Genomic DNA, 15,694 nt, shown 5'->3' with positions numbered 1-15,694 from the left:
CAAGTCCCGCGCGAATCTACGCGTCAGGCCTGAGTAGTACTACTCAAAGACGGGCGGGCTACGGCCCGAGGGGAGATTTCGTGCGGATCGCCTCGTCGCGGATCAGCCCGCGCAGCAGCGCGGTGCTGAACTCGGCGGCGATTTCCTTGGCGCTGCGCCGCCCGCTCGGCCGCAGCCACCGGTAGCTGCCCAGCGTCATCCCGATGTAGCCCAGCGCCAGCACATGGGAGTCGCACTGGTAGAACTCGCCGCTGGCGATCCCGCGGTCGATCAGGCCGTGCACGTGGTGGTAGACCTGGGCTTCCTTCTCGCGGACCTCGGCGACCTGCTCGTCGGTGAACCACTCGGTGATGTAGGGCTGCTCCTGGAAGTACACCGCGGCCCGCTCGGGATCGCTGGCGATGCCGGTGAGCAGGCGAATCGTGTATTGGTAGAGCGCCTCGCGCGCCGTCCACGAAGGGTCGTCGTGCACGGCGGCCAGCGTGCCCTCGGCGGCCTGGCGGTAGATGTCGAACAGGATCAGCGACTTGCTGGCGTAGTAGTGGTAGACGGTCGCCTTGTTCAGGCCGATGACGTCGGCGACGTCATCCATCCGGGTGCCGTGGTATCCGCGGGCGGCGAACAGCTTGGTGGCAACAGCCAGCAACTCCTCGCGGCGTGTTAACCCGTTGCGGGTGATGCTGTCGGATGACATCTCTACTCACTATCGTCGCTGCCAGCGGGGCCGGACGGGCTTGGATCCAGGCCCGGTTCAAGCAAAGTTACCAATCAACTGGTTGGACAGTTTAAGGCCTCGATACGTTTCGGCCGCCTGTCGCACCGGCGCGGATGGGACTAGACTCCAATATTTGAACTAGTCGCAAGGGGAGAGGTAGCGCTGATGGATCCGAGCCCGGACTACGACGCGAGCGACGAGATCGAATTCTTCATGAAGTATTTCACCTGGGGCCTGCGTGGGGTTCAGGACGGCAACGGGTACCCGCCGCCCGCCTACCCGCCCGTCTAGACACGTCGCGAGCAGACTTTTTTCACACCCGCGGCCCGGCGTATCCGCCTACGTAGACCGGTAGGCGACGTCGAGGCGCTTGACTCCGTTGATCCAGCCCGATCGCAGTCGCTGCGGTTCGGCGAGCTTGGTGATGTCGGGTAACTGCTCAGCGAGCTCGTCGAAGATCAATTTGATCTCCATGCGGGCCAGGTTGGCACCGATACAGTAGTGCGCCCCGTTGCCGCCGAAACTCAGGTGCGGATTGGGATTGCGCGAAATGTCGAATCGAAAAGGGTCTTCGAAGACTTCCTCGTCGAAATTGGCCGAACTGTAAAACAGGCCCACGCGCTGACCTTCCCGAACCGTGACACCGCCGAGTTCGACGTCGGCAAGCGCGGTGCGCTGGAAGCAATGCACGGGGCTGGCCCATCGGATGATCTCGTCGACCGCGGTGGCCGGCCGCTCCCGCTTGAACAGTTCCCATTGATCGGGGTTGTCCAGGAACGCGTTCATCCCATGCGTCATGGCGTTGCGGGTGGTTTCGTTGCCGGCCACGGCCAGCAGGATGACGAAGAACGCGAATTCGACGTCCCCCAGCGCATCCCCGTCGATGTCGGCCTCGATCAGACGAGTGACGATGTCGTCGGCCGGGCAGCGGCGCCGCTCATCGGCCATGTTGTAGGCGTAGGCCATCAGCTCCGCATTGGCGACCGTGGGATCGCTGTCGAAGTCGGGATCGTCGGTGTTCATGATCGCGTTGGTCCAGTCGAACAACTTCGCGCGGTCTGCCTCCGGCACCCCGATCAGGTCGGCGATCGCCAGCAGGGGCAGGTTCATCGCGATGTCGTCGACGAAGTTGCCGTCCTGCTTGAGCGAGGCGGCGTGCACGATTTCGGCCGCCGCCCCGGCCAGCTTCTCTTCGAGCTGGGTAATCGCGCGCGGTGTGAACAGCCGCGACACCAGCTTGCGCAGCCGGGTGTGCTCGGGCGCGTCGTGGTTGACCAGCAAGGCTTTGGTCAATTCGAGTTGATCAGCGGTGACCCCGTCGGGAAGGCGCATGACCGCGCCCTTGCGGTTCGTCGACCACAGCTCGCTGTCCCTGGAGACCGCCTTGACGTCTTCGTGGCGGCTGATCACCCAGTAGCCACCGTCGTCGAAGATCGACTCGGGCTGTGCGTTCCACCAGACCGGGGCCGTGCGGCGCAGCTCGGCGAATTGAGTGACCGGCAGGCCCGCCAGCAATACGTCGGGGTCGGTGAAATCGAAGTTCTCTCCGAACGGACACGTCGTCGTGTTCATGTCGTCTCCTTTGACGGTTTCGATCATACAGATGATTGTGGGACGTATGACCAGGAGAAAACGTGCGCGTCGGATATCGTCGCGGTGTGCGGACCCGTGGATGGGGCGGCAGCGTTCCGGCCAGCGATGAAGAGGCGGTGGCCCGCATCCTGTCGGCCACCCGCCAAACCATTGACGACTGCGGCGACCAGATCACCTTGGCCGATGTCGCGCGCACCCTGAACGTCACCCGGCAGACGATCTATCACTACTTCGCTTCGACCGACGAGCTGCTACAGGCGACTGCTCAAGACGCGACCGCCGACTTCATGGACCACCTCGCGACGGCGCTGCACGGCATGACCGACCCGGCCGCGGCGCTGATCGAGGGCATCTGCCTGACCCTGGAGCGCTTGCCTAAAGATCCCTATATCGGCCTGATGCTGCGGGCGTCGCGCACCGCGGCGTTCGCCGAACAGGTCACCGTCACAAACGACACCGCCCGGGTATTGGGACGTTCGATTTTGGACCGCCTCGACGTCGACTGGTCGCCGTTTCCACCTGCCGCGATCGAAGACATCCTGCAGATTGTGTTGCGCACTCTGCAGTCGTTCATCATGTCGCCGCCGACCGGCGGGGTGACCGAACTGCGCCGTCTGCTCGGCGTGTGGATCGGTCCCGTCGTTGCGGCGCTACCGCGCAAGCCGGGTTAGAGGGCTTTGAGCTCCTCGGCGACGGCGGTCACCGATTTCTTCGCATCACCGAACAGCATGCTGGTGCCTTCCGCGTAGAACAGCGGATTGTCGATGCCGGCGAACCCGGAGTTCATCGACCGCTTGAGCACGATGACCGACTTCGCCTTGTCCACATTGAGAATCGGCATGCCGTAGATCGGGCTGGACGCGTCGTTGCGGGCGGCCGGGTTGGTGACGTCGTTGGCGCCGATGACGATCGCGACGTCCGTGCGGGCGAACTCGTCGTTGATGTCGTCCATGTCCTTCATGGCGTCGTAGTCGACCTCGGCCTCGGCCAGCAACACGTTCATGTGCCCGGGCATCCGGCCGGCAACCGGGTGGATCGCGTACTTCACCGTCACACCCTTGTTCTCCAGCAGGGCCGCCATGTCCTTGACCGAGTGCTGTGCCTGGGCGACGGCCAGGCCGTAGCCCGGCACCACGATCACCTGGTTGGCGTAGGCCATCTGGATCGCCGCGTCGGCGGCCGAGGTGGCCCTGACCGTCTTGTCGCCCCCGCCGTCGCCGCTCGGGGCGACCCCGCCACCGCCGAAGCCGCCCGCGACGATCGCGGGGATGGACCGGTTCATCGCCTTGGCCATCAGGTTGGTCAGGATCGAACCCGAGGCGCCGACGATCATGCCCGCCACGATCATCGCGGTGTTGTTCAGCGCCAGGCCCGCCGCGGCGGCCGACAGCCCGGTCATCGCGTTGAGCAGTGAGATGACCACCGGCATGTCGGCACCGCCGATGGGCAGCACCACCATCAAGCCAAGGAGGCCGGCCGCGGCAAGCAGGCCGACCATCCACCACAACGGTGCTCCCCCGCTGCCGGGATGCGCATGCAGGCCGATGACCACCGCGGCAGCCACGGCCGCGGTCAGCAGCAGCAGGTTGACCGGTTGCTGGGCCTTGCCGAAGCCGATCGGCGATCCGGAGATGAGTTCCTGCAGCTTGCCGAACGCGATGATCGATCCCCAGAACGAGATCGATCCGATGATCGCGGCGAACAGCGAGGCCACCACGATGTGCACGGTCGGGGACTCGCCGTGCTGGAACGCCGAAAAGCCTTTGGTGTCAATGAATTCCGCAAGCGCGATCAGCGCGACCGTACCGCCGCCCACGCCGTTGAAGAACGCCACCAACTGCGGCATGGCGGTCATCTTGGTCAGCCGCGCCGGCGGAACGCCCAGCGCAACACCCACCACCAGACCGGCGATGATCAGCACCCAGGATTCGGTGTGCCGGATCTTGACCAGCGTGGCCCCCACCGCCAGCGCCATACCCACCGCCGCGATCAGGTTGCCGCGCACCGCTGTCTTGGGCCCGGTCAGGCCCATCAGGCCATAGATGAAGAGCCCGAAAGAGATGATGTAGAGGCCGATCACCAAGTAGTTCATTTGGCGGCCGGCTCCTCGCTCGTGGCGGGCACGGGCTTCTTCTTGCCCTTGAACATGCCCAGCATCCGGTCGGTGACGATGAAGCCACCGATGACGTTCAGGGTTCCGAACACCACCGCGACGAACAGGATGATCTGCACCGCCAGCGACGGGTGCTCAACCTCGCCGAACACCACCAGCGCGCCCAGCACCACGATGCCGTGAATGGCGTTGGTGCCCGACATCAGCGGGGTGTGCAGCGTGTTGGGGACCTTGGAGATCACCGCGAACCCGACGAAACCGGACAGCACCAGAATCGCGAGGTTGGCTAAAAGTTCGTCGTACATCTAGGAGTCCTCTCGGTCGCGGGTCACACACGAGTCCGCGATAACTTCGTCACCGAAGTCGGGGGCGAGCTTGCCGTCGGTGATCAGCAGGTCCAGCAGGGCCGTGATGTTCTTGCTGTAGAGCTCACTGGCGTGCTCGGGCATGGTCGCCGGCAGGTTGAGCGGCGAGGCGATGGTGACGTCGTGGCGGACGACCGTCTGCCCGGGCTCGGTGAGCTCGCAGTTGCCCCCGGTCTCCCCGGCCAGGTCGACCACCACGCTGCCGGGCTTCATTGCCTGCACCGCCGCGGCGGTCACCAGGCGCGGCGCGGGCCGGCCCGGAACCAGCGCCGTGGTGATCACGACGTCGAATCCGCTGATCGCTTTTTCCAATGCCTGCTGCTGCTCGGCGCGTTCGGAATCGGTGAGTTCGCGGGCGTACCCGCCCTCACCTGCCGCGTCGATACCGACATCGAGCCACTGCGCTCCCACCGACCGCACCTGGTCGGCGACCTCGGGACGCACGTCGTACCCGGTGGTACGCCCGCCGAGCCGCTTGGCCGTGGCCAGCGCCTGCAGCCCGGCCACGCCCACCCCGAGCACCAGCACCGTGGCCGGCTTGACCGTTCCGGCCGCCGTCGTCAGCATCGGGAAAAACCGGGTGGACTCCGACGCCGCCAGCAGCACGGCCTTATAGCCGGAGACGTTGCCCTGCGACGACAACGCATCCATCGCCTGGGCCCGCGAGATGCGCGGGATGGCCTCGAGTGCGAACGCCTGCACACCGGCCGCCTTCAGCGCGCCAATCGAGTTCTCGGCATTGCGGGGCGCCAGGAAGCCGATCAAGGTCTGACCGCTGTGCAGCTTGCCGACCTCGGCGGTGTTCGGCGGCGCGACCTTGACGACGACATCGGCGGCCCACGCGTCTCCGATGGTGGCGCCGGCCTCGGTGTAGAGCTCGTCGGGAAGCAGAGCCCGCGCACCCGCTCCGGCCTCGACCACCACCGCCACACCGCTGCTCACCAGGGATGCGACCGCCTTGGGTACCAGCGCGACACGCCGCTCATCGGTCCCGGACTCGGCAACCACCCCGACCCTGACGGTGTTGGCCTGCGCATCTGTCATGGCGCGTACATCTACTTTCCTTAGCTCAACTGCCTTGTTGCGAACTCCGTTGAGTTGAACACCCTAGCGGCCGCTACCAAAGCGGGATGTCTTGGCCGTGTTCGGATGCCGGCCGGGGCCCGAAGTAACGCCGTTCTGATTCCTCGATCGGCACGTCGTTGATGCTGGCCTCGCGGCGCGCCATCAATCCGGACGGCGTGAATTCCCACAGTTCGTTGCCGTAGCTGCGATACCACTGGCCGGTGTCATCGTGGCACTCGTACTGGAACCGCACGGCGATCCGGTTGTCGTGGAAGTCCCACAACACTTTGCGCAGCGCATAGTCGAGTTCGCGCTGCCACTTGCGGGTCAGGAACGCCACGATCTCGGCCCTGCCGACGACGTGCTCGCCGCGGTTTCGCCATCGCGAGTCGGGTGTGTAGGCCAGGCTGACTTTTTCGGGGTCGCGGGTGTTCCAGGCGTCTTCGGCGGCCTGGACCTTCTGCAGTGCCGTTTCATACGTGAACGGGGGGAACGGGGGCCGGGATTCGGCGGCGTCGGTCATGAGTCCATCGTGCTCGATCGGTGTTCATCGCGGTTTAAGAGTCGCGCCGGCGACCTGAAACTGGGCGCCGCGGACCGTGACCTATCGTGACGGTCATGGACTTCGCGATGTCGGCTAAGGCCACCGACTACCACAAGCGGTTGTCCGACTTCATGACTGAGTATGTCTTTCCGGCTGAGGCCGCCTACGACAGCTACCGCCACGAGGCCGGCCCCGACGACCACACCGTTCCGCCAGTCATCGAGGAACTCAAAACCAAGGCCAAAGAACGTGGCCTGTGGAACCTGTTCCTGCCGGCCGAGTCGGGGCTGACCAACCTGGAATACGCCCCACTGGCCGAGCTGACCGGCTGGAGCCTGGAGCTCGCCCCCGAAGCGGTCAACTGCGCGGCGCCGGACACCGGGAACATGGAGACCCTGCACCTGTTCGCCACCGAGGAGCAGCGCAAGCAGTGGCTGGAGCCGTTGCTGGCCGGCGAGATCCGCAGCGCCTTCTCGATGACCGAGCCGGCGGTCGCCAGCAGCGACGCCCGCAACATCCAAACGGCCATCGTGCGCGACGGCGCCGACTACGTCATCAACGGCCGCAAGTGGTGGACCTCGGGCGCGTCGGACCCGCGCTGCAAGATCCTGATCGTGATGGGCCGGACCAATCCCGACGCGGCCAGCCACCAGCAGCAGTCGATGGTGCTGGTGCCGATCGATACGCCGGGCGTCACCGTGGTGCGCTCCACATCGGTCTTCGGTTACCAGGACCAGCCCGGCCACTGCGAAATCATCTACGACAACGTCCGGGTGCCGGTGACCAACCTGCTCGGCGAAGAGGGTTCCGGTTTCGCGATCGCCCAGGCAAGGCTCGGGCCGGGCCGCATCCACCACTGCATGCGCGCGCTCGGTGGGGCCGAGCGTGCGTTGGCCTTGATGGTGCACCGGGCCAACACCCGCATCGCGTTCGGCAGGCCGTTGGCCGACCAAGGCCTCGTCCAGCAAGCAGTTGCTAAGTCCCGCAACGAAATAGACCAGGCCAGGCTGCTGTGCGAGAAGGCGGCGTGGACGATCGATCAGCACGGCAACAGGGCAGCGCATCTGCTGGTGTCGCAGATCAAGGCGGTAGCCCCACAAATCGCGTGCGATGTCATCGACCGCGCCATCCAAGTGCACGGCGCCGCGGGCGTCAGCGAAGACACGGCGCTGGCCCGGATGTACGCCTGGCATCGCGCCATGCGCATCTTCGACGGACCCGACGAGGTGCACATGCGAACGATCGCACGCGCCGAACTCGGCGGCGAGCAGTCCACCTTCGCCTCGGCGGTCACCACGCATGACTGAAGCGCTGCGAGAACTGTCGGGCGCCTGGAACTTCCGCGATGTCGCCGACGGCACGCCCGCGCTTCGGCCCGGACGGCTGTTCCGCTCCGGCGAGCTGAGCCGACTGGACGACGACGGCCGCGCAACCCTGCGCCAGCTGGGCATCACCGACGTCGCCGACCTGCGCGCAAACCGCGAAGTTGCCCGCCGCGGACCGGGATTGGTGCCCGACGGCATCGAGATCCACCTACTGCCCTTCCCCGACCTCGGCGATGACGCGCCGACTGATGACGAGGCTCCGCACGAAACAGCGTTTCGACGGTTGTTCGATGGCGAACCCGGCGAATCCGACGAAGCAATCAACGCGACCGCCGTCCGCTACATGACGGACGAATACGCCCAATTCCCAACGCGTAACGGGGCTCGGCAGGCGCTGCACCGGGTCTTCACCCTGCTGGCAGCCGGGCGTCCGGTCCTCACGCACTGCTTCGCGGGCAAGGATCGCACCGGCTTCGTCATCGCCACGGTGCTGGAAACGATCGGCATCGACCGCGACACCATCGTTGCCGACTACCTGCGCAGCAACGCCGCGGTACCCCAACTGCGAGAACACATCTACGACATGATCCAGCAGCGCTCCGACGTCGAACTCACCCCGGAGGTGGAGACGTTCACCGAGGCGCGGTTGTCCGACGGTGTCCTCGGCGTGCGTCCGGAATACCTGGCCGCCGCGTACCGAACCATCGACGAGGCATTCGGATCGCTGGACGCCTATCTGCGCGACGCGGGTATCAGCGAGGCAGACGTCGAGCGCCTACGCGGCGAACTGCTCGCCTGACTCGCTGACCACCCCGGTCGCGTCTGGGCTTAGGCCAACTTGAAGTCGGCCTGCTTCGCCGCGGACAGGTCGGTGATCTCGTCCCAGTGCGCGGCGACGTCGTCCACCGTCGGCGGCGTGTCGAAGTTGACGCCGTCGGTCTGGAACAGCGCGACGCGCTGCACCTTGCCCCCGCCGACCACGAAAACCGAAGCGCTGTTGGGATTTTCCTCGGTGCACAGGTAGGCCACCACCGGCGCCACATACTCCGGGGTGAGCTTCTCCAGCACTTCCTTGGGAAGGATGTCCTCGGTCATGCGGGTGGCCGCGATCGGGGCGACCGCGTTGGCGTGGATGTTGTACTTGGCCCCCTCCAGCGCCAGGCTGTTGATCAGGCCGACCAGCCCGAGCTTGGCCGCGCCGTAGTTGGTCTGGCCGAAGTTGCCGAACAGGCCACTGGTGGAGGTGGCGACGACCACGCGGCCGTAGCTCTGCTCCCGGAAATGCGGCCAGGCCGCGCGGATGACGTTGTATCCGCCGTACAGGTGCACCTTGAGCACGGCATCCCAGTTCTCGAACGACATCTTGTGGAAGGTGCCGTCGCGCAGGATCCCGGCGTTGCTCACCACACCGTGGATCGCGCCGAACTCGTCGAGCGCGGTCTTGATGATCTTCTCGGCGCCCTCGGGCTCGGCGACGCTGTCGTAGTTGGCGGCTGCCCGGCCACCGGCGTCCTTGATCTCCTTGACCACGTCGTCGGCCATGTTGTGGCCGGCGCCGGTGCCGTCGCGGGACCCACCGAGGTCATTGACGATGACGCTGGCACCCTCCTTGGCGAGGGTCAGCGCATACTCGCGACCCAATCCCCCACCGGCTCCGGTGACGACGATGACGCGATCCTGCACTCCGGGCATCAGGTTCCTCTCTGCGTTGAGAAATCAAAGGTTGTGGTCGGCTGTCGAAAGTTGCCGGGCCAGTGTGTCAGAACAGCCTGCGGGCCAACTTCAGTGCCCGCTCCGTGTACGGCGGGTAGGTGAAGCTGGAGAGGTCGGGACGGGTCGGTTTGGTCAGCACCGACTTGCGGTGGCTGAACTCCTCAAAGCCCCACTTGCCGTGGTAGGCACCCATTCCCGATGCGCCGACCCCACCGAACGGCAACTTGGCCGTCGACACCTGGAAGGCGAGGTGGTTGACCAGCATGCCGCCGGCCGGAACTTCCCTGATCACCTTCTCGCGGACTTCGCGCGACTTGGTGAACAGGTACGCCGACAATGGCTTGGGCCGTGCGTTGACGAAACGTATTGCGTCGTCCAGGGATTGGACGGTGATCACCGGCAGGAGCGGTCCGAAGATCTCGTTTGTCATCAGCGGCCCGTCCACGTCGGGGTCGACGACGACCGTCGGCTCGATGCGCAGGGTCGACGGGTCGGTGCCGCCGCCCACGCTGACCTTGCCGCCCGCGCCCTTGAGGTAACCGCTGAGCCGGTCGAACTGGCGCTGGTTGGCCACCCGCATGCCGGTCGGCCCCTCCGAGCGGTACTTCGTGATGGCCGCGCTGATCTTGCTCACGAGTTCGTCGCGGATCTTCGCGTCGGCCAGCACGTAGTCGGGGGCGACGCAGGTCTGCCCGCCGTTGAGCAGTTTGATCCAGGCGATCCGTTTGGCCGCGACGTCCACATCGGCATCGGCCGCGACGATCACCGGGCTCTTGCCGCCGAGCTCGAGCGTGCACGGGGTCAGGTACGGCGCCGCGCCTTCGTAGACCTTGCGGCCGATCTCGGTGCCACCGGTGAACATCACCCGGTCCAAGCCCTGCGCGATCAGCTCCTGGCTTACCGCACCGTCGCCTTCGATCACCGCGATCGCATCGCTGTCGAGATAGCGCGGCACCAGCTCGGCCATCAGGTGCGAAGAAGCGGCCGCGATTTCTGACGGCTTGAGCACCACCGCGTTTCCGGCGGCGATCGCGCCGACCGCCGGACCCAAGGTCAGGTAGAACGGGTAATTCCAGGCGCCGATGACCAGCACGGTGCCGTAAGGCTCGTACTCGATCCAGCCCCGGCCGGGAAGTTGCGCCGCCTCGAGGAGGCGGTATTTGCGCTTCGTCCACTTTCGCACGTTCTTGGCGGCGTACTTGGCCTCGCCGATAGTGCCGGCGACATCTCCGATGAACGCCTCGAACGGGTGGCGGTCCAGGTCCTCGGCAAGCGCGGCGTTGATCGCGGCGTCGTTTTCTTCCATCAACCTGGCCAGCTGTAGCAGCTGACGCTTGCGCCACTCCAGGTCACGGGTGCGCCCGGTGGCGAATGTCTGGCGCAGCCGGGCCACTGTCGCGGGGATATCGACGGGCTGAGCCGCCGCGGCCCCGTTGGTGGACTCGGATGTCTTTGGTGCAACCGATTCGGTAGTCATCGCTGTCTTCCCTTCTCGCACCTTCCCGGAGATGCCCACGACTGTGTGCGCGGACACTCACGGGCGATAACCGCGATCCTAACCATCCGGTTGGGTGGGCAGTAAAGGAAGATCCGGCAAGCGCCGGCCATCGACGCGATGACCAGGAGTCGTCTCGCCACGGATGTGGCCAGACCGCCTGGTCAGGGTTTGGTTGCGGTCACATACGTGACCACAAAAGGTCGGGTCTCGGGCTGCGACGCCCGGCCCAGCCGCAGCGCCTCTTCGTGCCCGTCGACCGCCGCGGTGGCCCAGCCGTGAGCCGCGAACCAGTCCGCACAATCGGGGCGCTCCCCATCCTCGAACCACAGGTCGAATGGGTTGAACGAGGTGTCTTGGCCGCGGGCTTCGCGCTTGGCGCGTAGTTCGGCAAAGCTGGCCTCGGCTTCCCGGCGCCTGTCCGGGTCGATGCCGAAGTTCTCGACGGACACCAGGCTGCCCGATGCGCTGAGCGCGTCGATCGCGATGAACAAGGCCTCCTGCGCCGCAGCCGGCAGGAACGGCAACAGCCCTTCGGCCAGCCACGCCGTCGGCTGACTCACGTCGAAACCCTTGCTGCGCAACATTGCCGGCCAGTCGTGGCGAAGGTCGACGGGCACTGGTCGCCGCTCGGCGATCGGCTCAGCGCCGAGGCCGTCCAGTGTTCCGGTCTTGTACTCCAGCACCTTGGGCAGATCGATCTCGTAAACGATCGTGCCGGCCGGCCAATCCAACCGGTAGGCGCGGGAGTCCAGGCCCGCGGCCAGCAGCACGATCTGCCTAACACCGGCCTGCGCAGCGGCGGCGAAGTAGGCATCGAAAAAGTGGGTGCGCACTGCCTGCGAGTCGATCATGTTCTGCGACCGGACCGAAAAGTCTTCGTCCTCGGCTTCGTCATCGCCGTCGCCGGCCCACCACGCGGCCACCTGCTCGCGAACGCCCTCGAGTTCGGGCGTCGAGACCAGTGGCTCGGCGAACGGGTCGCGGATCAGCGGATCAGCGCTGGCGGTCTCGGCGGCGCGGGCCAGCGCGACCATCACCGCGGTCGCCCCGACACTGGTGGCGATGTCCCAGGAGTCGTCCGCGGTACGCGGCATTTACCGGCGCTCAGCGATCACGAAGTCGGAGAAGGCGTCCTTGTCATCGTCCAGCTCGACGCTGGCAACCCGGCGGCCCACACGGTCCATCTCGTCCAGCGAGTTTTGCGCCGTGGCGCGCCAGCCGTGGTCGTTCAGCCACTCCGCGACGTCCGCCCGATTCTCGTCGCGATACATCAGCTCGCCGACGTCGACACTTTGCTCAATGCCGATCTCGTCGGCCACCTTCTTGAACCGTTCCCGCATCTGCTCTCGCCGCTCATCGGAGTGCGTGGGTGCGGTTTCGGCCGAGACGCGGCTGCCCGCCGGGCTCAGTTCGCCGATCTGGGTGAACAACTTGTCCTGGGCCTCGGCAGGCAGATACATCAACAATCCCTCGGCCAGCCACGCGGTGCGCTGAGCCGGGTCGAAGCCGGCGGCACGCAGCGCGGCCGGCCAGTCCTCACGCAGGTCGATGGCTACCTCGCGACGATCGGCGGAAGGGGTGGCGCCGCTTTCGGCCAGTGTGGAGGACTTGTAGTCCAGCACTTGGGGCTGGTCGATCTCGTAGACGGTGGTGCCGGCCGGCCAGTCCAGGCGGTACGCGCGCGAATCCAGACCCGACGCGAGGATCACCACCTGGCGGATCCCGGCGGCGACTGCATCGGCGAAGTACGCGTCGAAGAAGTGGGTCCGAACCGCCTGGTAGCCACGCATGTGGTGGATGCGAGCGGCGGATTCTTCATCGATGGCTTCGATCTTGGCCACGACCTCCGGGTCGAGCATCGCCTCCCAGATGATCTCGGCCCCGGCGTTGTTGACCAGCAGTCTCGCGTAGGGGTCCTGGATCAGCGCGTCGGGCTGCTCGGTTTCGATGGCGCGGGCGGCAGCCACCATGACCGCGGTGCTGCCGACGCTCGTCTTGATGTCCCAAGTGTCGTCATGTGTGCGCAGTGAACTCATCGTGTGCTCCCGGTCTTGTGGTGTCTCGTTGGGTCAGTGGGTTGGTCCGCCGAAACGCGCCCGCAGCAGCGCGCTGCGCACGGCATCGTCGGCCAGGTCTTCGGGGACCGCGCGGCCCAGCCGGGCCATCTCCTCGCGGTTGTTCACGACTGTCACCTGCCAGCCGTGGCCGGTCAGCCACTCGGCGGCATCCGTTCGGTCGGGCTCGTGGAAGGTCAGCGCCTGGACGTTGACGTCCAGGCCGAGCCGATCGCGCATCCGCTGCCAGCGGTTGGTGTTGCTGCTCGAATTCATGCCGAACGCCTCGATAGCGACCTGGCTGCCCGGCGCGCTGAGCGCGGTGAACATCTCGAAAAGCCGGTCCTGGGCATCGCTGGGCAGATACGGCAACAGGCCCTCGGCCAGCCATGCCGTCGGTTGGGTGCGGTCGAATCCGGCCGCCGTCAGCGCCGCGGGCCAGTCTTCGCGCAGATCGATCGCGATCGTGCGCCGACGGGCGGTGGGCACCGCGCCATGCGATTCCAGAATCGCGGTTTTGTACTCCAGCACCTTGGGCTGGTCGATCTCGTAGACCGCGGTCTTGACGGGCCAATCCAGCCGGTAGGCCCGGGAGTCCAGGCCGGCGGCCAGAATCACCACCTGCCGGATCCCGTCGCGGGCGGCGTCGGCGAAGTACTCGTCGAAGAAGTGCGTCCGTACGGCCTGGTAGTCGATGCTGAGGCGATGCGCCCGCTGCCCGTGCGCGTCGCCGTCCAGCCAAGCCAGCTCGGGATCGGTCAGCCGGGCCCACGCATGTCCGGCGGGCGACACGAGTTTCCAGGCGAATTCGTCACGAATCAGCGGGTCGGATCCAGCCGTCTCCGCGGCGCGCGCGGCCGCGACGCCCAACGCGGTGGCGCCGACGAGCTCGGTGATGGCCCACGAGTCCCCCACGGTTCGAAGCGAGGGTGGTAACGGGGGCTGCAACGAGGAGGAATCGTCGAGATCAGTCATCTCGCGCCATGCTACCCGAATAAGTTAGTTAGCCTATACGCTTTGTGCGCGATCTCACTGCACGCCCGAGCGCCGCGATTACCCGGCTAGGCCCCGGACCGAAACAGCGCGCCGTCCAGCAACTGGCCCAGCATGCCGGTGACGGCCTGCATTTCCTGGTAGCTCTGGACATAACCGGCGTAGAACCCGGCACCGCACAGCACCACGAGAAGTGTCTCGATCAATGCATTGGCATCGATGTCGGCAGCGAACTCCCCCTGCGCGATTGCGTCGTTGATCGCCCGGGTCAAAAACCCTCGGCAAATCCGTATCGCATCGTTTTCGGATTGGCTCAATTCCGGGTGGCGCTGGGATTCCAGAATCGAGCCGATCAGAAACGCCGAGGCCGAGGGATGCTCGGAATTCACCGCCACCGCCGCCGAGATGAACCCGGTGAGCCGCGCCATCAGCGTTGTCTCACGGTCCGCCTGGGCAATACCGGCGCCGAATAGGAGTTCGGTGGTTTGGCTCAACACTTCCCGATACAGCACTCGCTTGCTGGAAAAGTAGTGGTTGATGGCTGGCCGGGTGAGATCGGCGCGCACCGCGATGGCCTGGAAAGTGGCTCCCTCGTAGCCGCGTTCGCTGAAGACGATTCGGCCGGCGCGCAAGATTCTCTTGCGCGTCTCGTCAGCCTTAGCGGCGGGTGGACGGCCCGGCCGGCGCCTCGCCGTTGACGGCACCGTTAAAGTGTGCCACCCGCGTGATGCGGCATTAAGGCATTTGGCGGAATGTTGCCAAATTTTCCCGCTTGGTAGTCCTCGACTGCTTGGAGCAATTCCGCTCGCGAGTTCATCACGAATGGCCCGTAGTAGAAAACCGGCTCGCGAATCGGCTGTCCACCCAGCAGCAGCACATCAATTGCCGAGGTCGATGACGATCCCTGAGTGGCGTCAGCAGTCACGGTGATCCGGTCGCCGGGCCCGAACACAGCTAACTGACCCTGGTGAATCGGATGCTCGACCGGACCGACTGATCCACTCCCGGACAACACATACACCAGCGCGTTGAAATCGCGACGCCAGGGAATGTTGAGCCTGGCCCCATTTTGAATCGTGGCGTGCGCCAGCGTGATTGGCGTGTGAGTGGCACCGGGCCCGCGGTGACCGTCGATTTCGCCTGCGATGATGCGGACCAGCGCCCCGCCATCGTCGGAGGCGAGCAACCTGGCGTCGTTCCCTTCGATCGCCTGATACCTCGGCGGTGCGAACTTGTCCTTCTTCGGCAGGTTCACCCAGAGCTGGATGCCGTGGAAGACACCACCACTTTCGACCAATTCCGCGGGCGGGGTCTCGATGTGCAGGATGCCCGAACCGGCCGTCATCCACTGCGTCGCACCGTCGGTGATCAGGCCGCCACCTCCGTGGGAGTCCTGGTGCGCGAACTTGCCGTCGATCATGTAGGTGACGGTTTCGAAGCCACGGTGCGGGTGCCAATCGGTACCCCGCGGCTCCCCCGGCTCGTAGTTCACCTCGCCCATCTGGTCCATGTGCACGAACGGGTCCAGGGCCGCGGTGCTGACCCCGGCGAATGCCCGGACGACCGGGAATCCCTCGCCCTCGTACCCGCGGGGGCCGGTGCTGACCGATCGGACCGGACGTTCCGTCTCCCGCGGACTGGCCGCGCTCACCCGGGGCAATGTCAACGTGTCTGCGGTGATGGCAGGCATATCGACCTCCTTCGTCTAGGACTACC

The 15,694-nt window shown here is 65.8% G+C and carries 17 protein-coding genes; 4 read left to right on the top strand and 13 right to left on the bottom strand.

Translation table 11 applies throughout. From position 1 onward, the window contains the following. Positions 1-58: 58 nt before the first annotated feature. Positions 59-694, bottom strand: a complete 636-nt coding sequence (locus ACZY0B_RS13490) for a TetR/AcrR family transcriptional regulator (protein WP_463764625.1) — start codon at positions 692-694, stop codon at positions 59-61. A 183-nt stretch (positions 695-877) separates the two neighbouring features. Here ACZY0B_RS13490 and ACZY0B_RS13485 point away from each other — a divergent pair, with 183 nt between their 5' ends. Next, on the top strand, positions 878-1,006 hold the full coding sequence (locus ACZY0B_RS13485; protein WP_201263506.1) for a hypothetical protein: 129 nt from the start codon (positions 878-880) through the stop codon (positions 1,004-1,006). Between the two features lie 48 nt (positions 1,007-1,054). On the opposite strand, the gene ACZY0B_RS13480 is transcribed toward ACZY0B_RS13485, so the two are convergent. Next, the gene (locus ACZY0B_RS13480) at positions 1,055-2,287 is read right to left on the bottom strand and encodes a cytochrome P450 (protein WP_463764727.1); all 1,233 of its coding nucleotides are present in this window, start codon (positions 2,285-2,287) and stop codon (positions 1,055-1,057) included. Positions 2,288-2,373: 86 nt separating this feature from the next. On the opposite strand from ACZY0B_RS13480, the gene ACZY0B_RS13475 reads away from it, so the two are divergent. Then, positions 2,374-2,979 (top strand): TetR/AcrR family transcriptional regulator, encoded by a 606-nt coding sequence (locus ACZY0B_RS13475; protein ID WP_463764624.1) that lies wholly within the window; start codon positions 2,374-2,376, stop codon positions 2,977-2,979. On the opposite strand, the gene ACZY0B_RS13470 is transcribed toward ACZY0B_RS13475, so the two are convergent. The 4 genes from ACZY0B_RS13470 to ACZY0B_RS13455 form a co-directional block, all read right to left on the bottom strand. After that, positions 2,976-4,400: an NAD(P)(+) transhydrogenase (Re/Si-specific) subunit beta gene (locus tag ACZY0B_RS13470; protein WP_463764623.1), complete on the bottom strand. Its 1,425-nt coding sequence runs from the start codon at positions 4,398-4,400 to the stop codon at positions 2,976-2,978. The two genes, ACZY0B_RS13475 and ACZY0B_RS13470, sit on opposite strands and share 4 nt — an antisense overlap. After that, positions 4,397-4,726: an NAD(P) transhydrogenase subunit alpha part 2 gene (locus tag ACZY0B_RS13465; protein ID WP_463764622.1), complete on the bottom strand. Its 330-nt coding sequence runs from the start codon at positions 4,724-4,726 to the stop codon at positions 4,397-4,399. Before ACZY0B_RS13465 ends, ACZY0B_RS13470 begins: the two co-directional genes overlap by 4 nt. Further along, entirely contained in the window at positions 4,727-5,830 is a 1,104-nt protein-coding gene (locus ACZY0B_RS13460) for a Re/Si-specific NAD(P)(+) transhydrogenase subunit alpha (RefSeq protein ID WP_463764621.1), read from the bottom strand. It abuts the gene before it with no gap. Between the two features lie 73 nt (positions 5,831-5,903). Then, entirely contained in the window at positions 5,904-6,374 is a 471-nt protein-coding gene (locus ACZY0B_RS13455; RefSeq protein ID WP_463764620.1) for a nuclear transport factor 2 family protein, read from the bottom strand. 107 nt (positions 6,375-6,481) lie between these two features. Here ACZY0B_RS13455 and ACZY0B_RS13450 point away from each other — a divergent pair, with 107 nt between their 5' ends. Together ACZY0B_RS13450 and ACZY0B_RS13445 are read left to right on the top strand one after the other, a co-directional pair. Further along, positions 6,482-7,702, top strand: a complete 1,221-nt coding sequence (locus tag ACZY0B_RS13450) for an acyl-CoA dehydrogenase family protein (RefSeq protein ID WP_463764726.1) — start codon at positions 6,482-6,484, stop codon at positions 7,700-7,702. Continuing rightward, positions 7,695-8,519, top strand: a complete 825-nt coding sequence (locus tag ACZY0B_RS13445; RefSeq protein WP_463764619.1) for a tyrosine-protein phosphatase — start codon at positions 7,695-7,697, stop codon at positions 8,517-8,519. Before ACZY0B_RS13450 ends, ACZY0B_RS13445 begins: the two co-directional genes overlap by 8 nt. Positions 8,520-8,548: 29 nt before the next feature. On the opposite strand, the gene ACZY0B_RS13440 is transcribed toward ACZY0B_RS13445, so the two are convergent. The 7 genes from ACZY0B_RS13440 to ACZY0B_RS13410 form a co-directional block, all read right to left on the bottom strand. Beyond that, positions 8,549-9,412: an SDR family oxidoreductase gene (locus tag ACZY0B_RS13440; RefSeq protein ID WP_463764618.1), complete on the bottom strand. Its 864-nt coding sequence runs from the start codon at positions 9,410-9,412 to the stop codon at positions 8,549-8,551. Between the two features lie 67 nt (positions 9,413-9,479). Beyond that, a complete protein-coding gene (locus ACZY0B_RS13435) occupies positions 9,480-10,910 on the bottom strand; it encodes an aldehyde dehydrogenase family protein (RefSeq protein WP_463764617.1) in 1,431 nt (476 codons plus the stop codon). A 182-nt stretch (positions 10,911-11,092) separates the two neighbouring features. Continuing rightward, positions 11,093-12,025: an SAM-dependent methyltransferase gene (locus ACZY0B_RS13430; RefSeq protein ID WP_463764616.1), complete on the bottom strand. Its 933-nt coding sequence runs from the start codon at positions 12,023-12,025 to the stop codon at positions 11,093-11,095. After that, a complete protein-coding gene (locus tag ACZY0B_RS13425) occupies positions 12,026-12,967 on the bottom strand; it encodes a class I SAM-dependent methyltransferase (RefSeq protein WP_463764615.1) in 942 nt (313 codons plus the stop codon). It lies immediately after the preceding gene. Between the two features lie 33 nt (positions 12,968-13,000). Continuing rightward, positions 13,001-13,960, bottom strand: coding sequence for a class I SAM-dependent methyltransferase (locus tag ACZY0B_RS13420; protein ID WP_463764614.1), 960 nt, complete (start codon positions 13,958-13,960; stop codon positions 13,001-13,003). Between the two features lie 86 nt (positions 13,961-14,046). Continuing rightward, positions 14,047-14,682 (bottom strand): TetR/AcrR family transcriptional regulator, encoded by a 636-nt coding sequence (locus ACZY0B_RS13415; protein WP_463764613.1) that lies wholly within the window; start codon positions 14,680-14,682, stop codon positions 14,047-14,049. Positions 14,683-14,684: 2 nt separating this feature from the next. Beyond that, a complete protein-coding gene (locus ACZY0B_RS13410; protein ID WP_463764611.1) occupies positions 14,685-15,668 on the bottom strand; it encodes a pirin family protein in 984 nt (327 codons plus the stop codon). Positions 15,669-15,694: the final 26 nt, after the last annotated feature.

Source organism: Mycobacterium sp. IDUB_19 (genome assembly GCF_055419445.1).
This window is presented reverse-complemented; position numbering and strand designations above follow the sequence as displayed.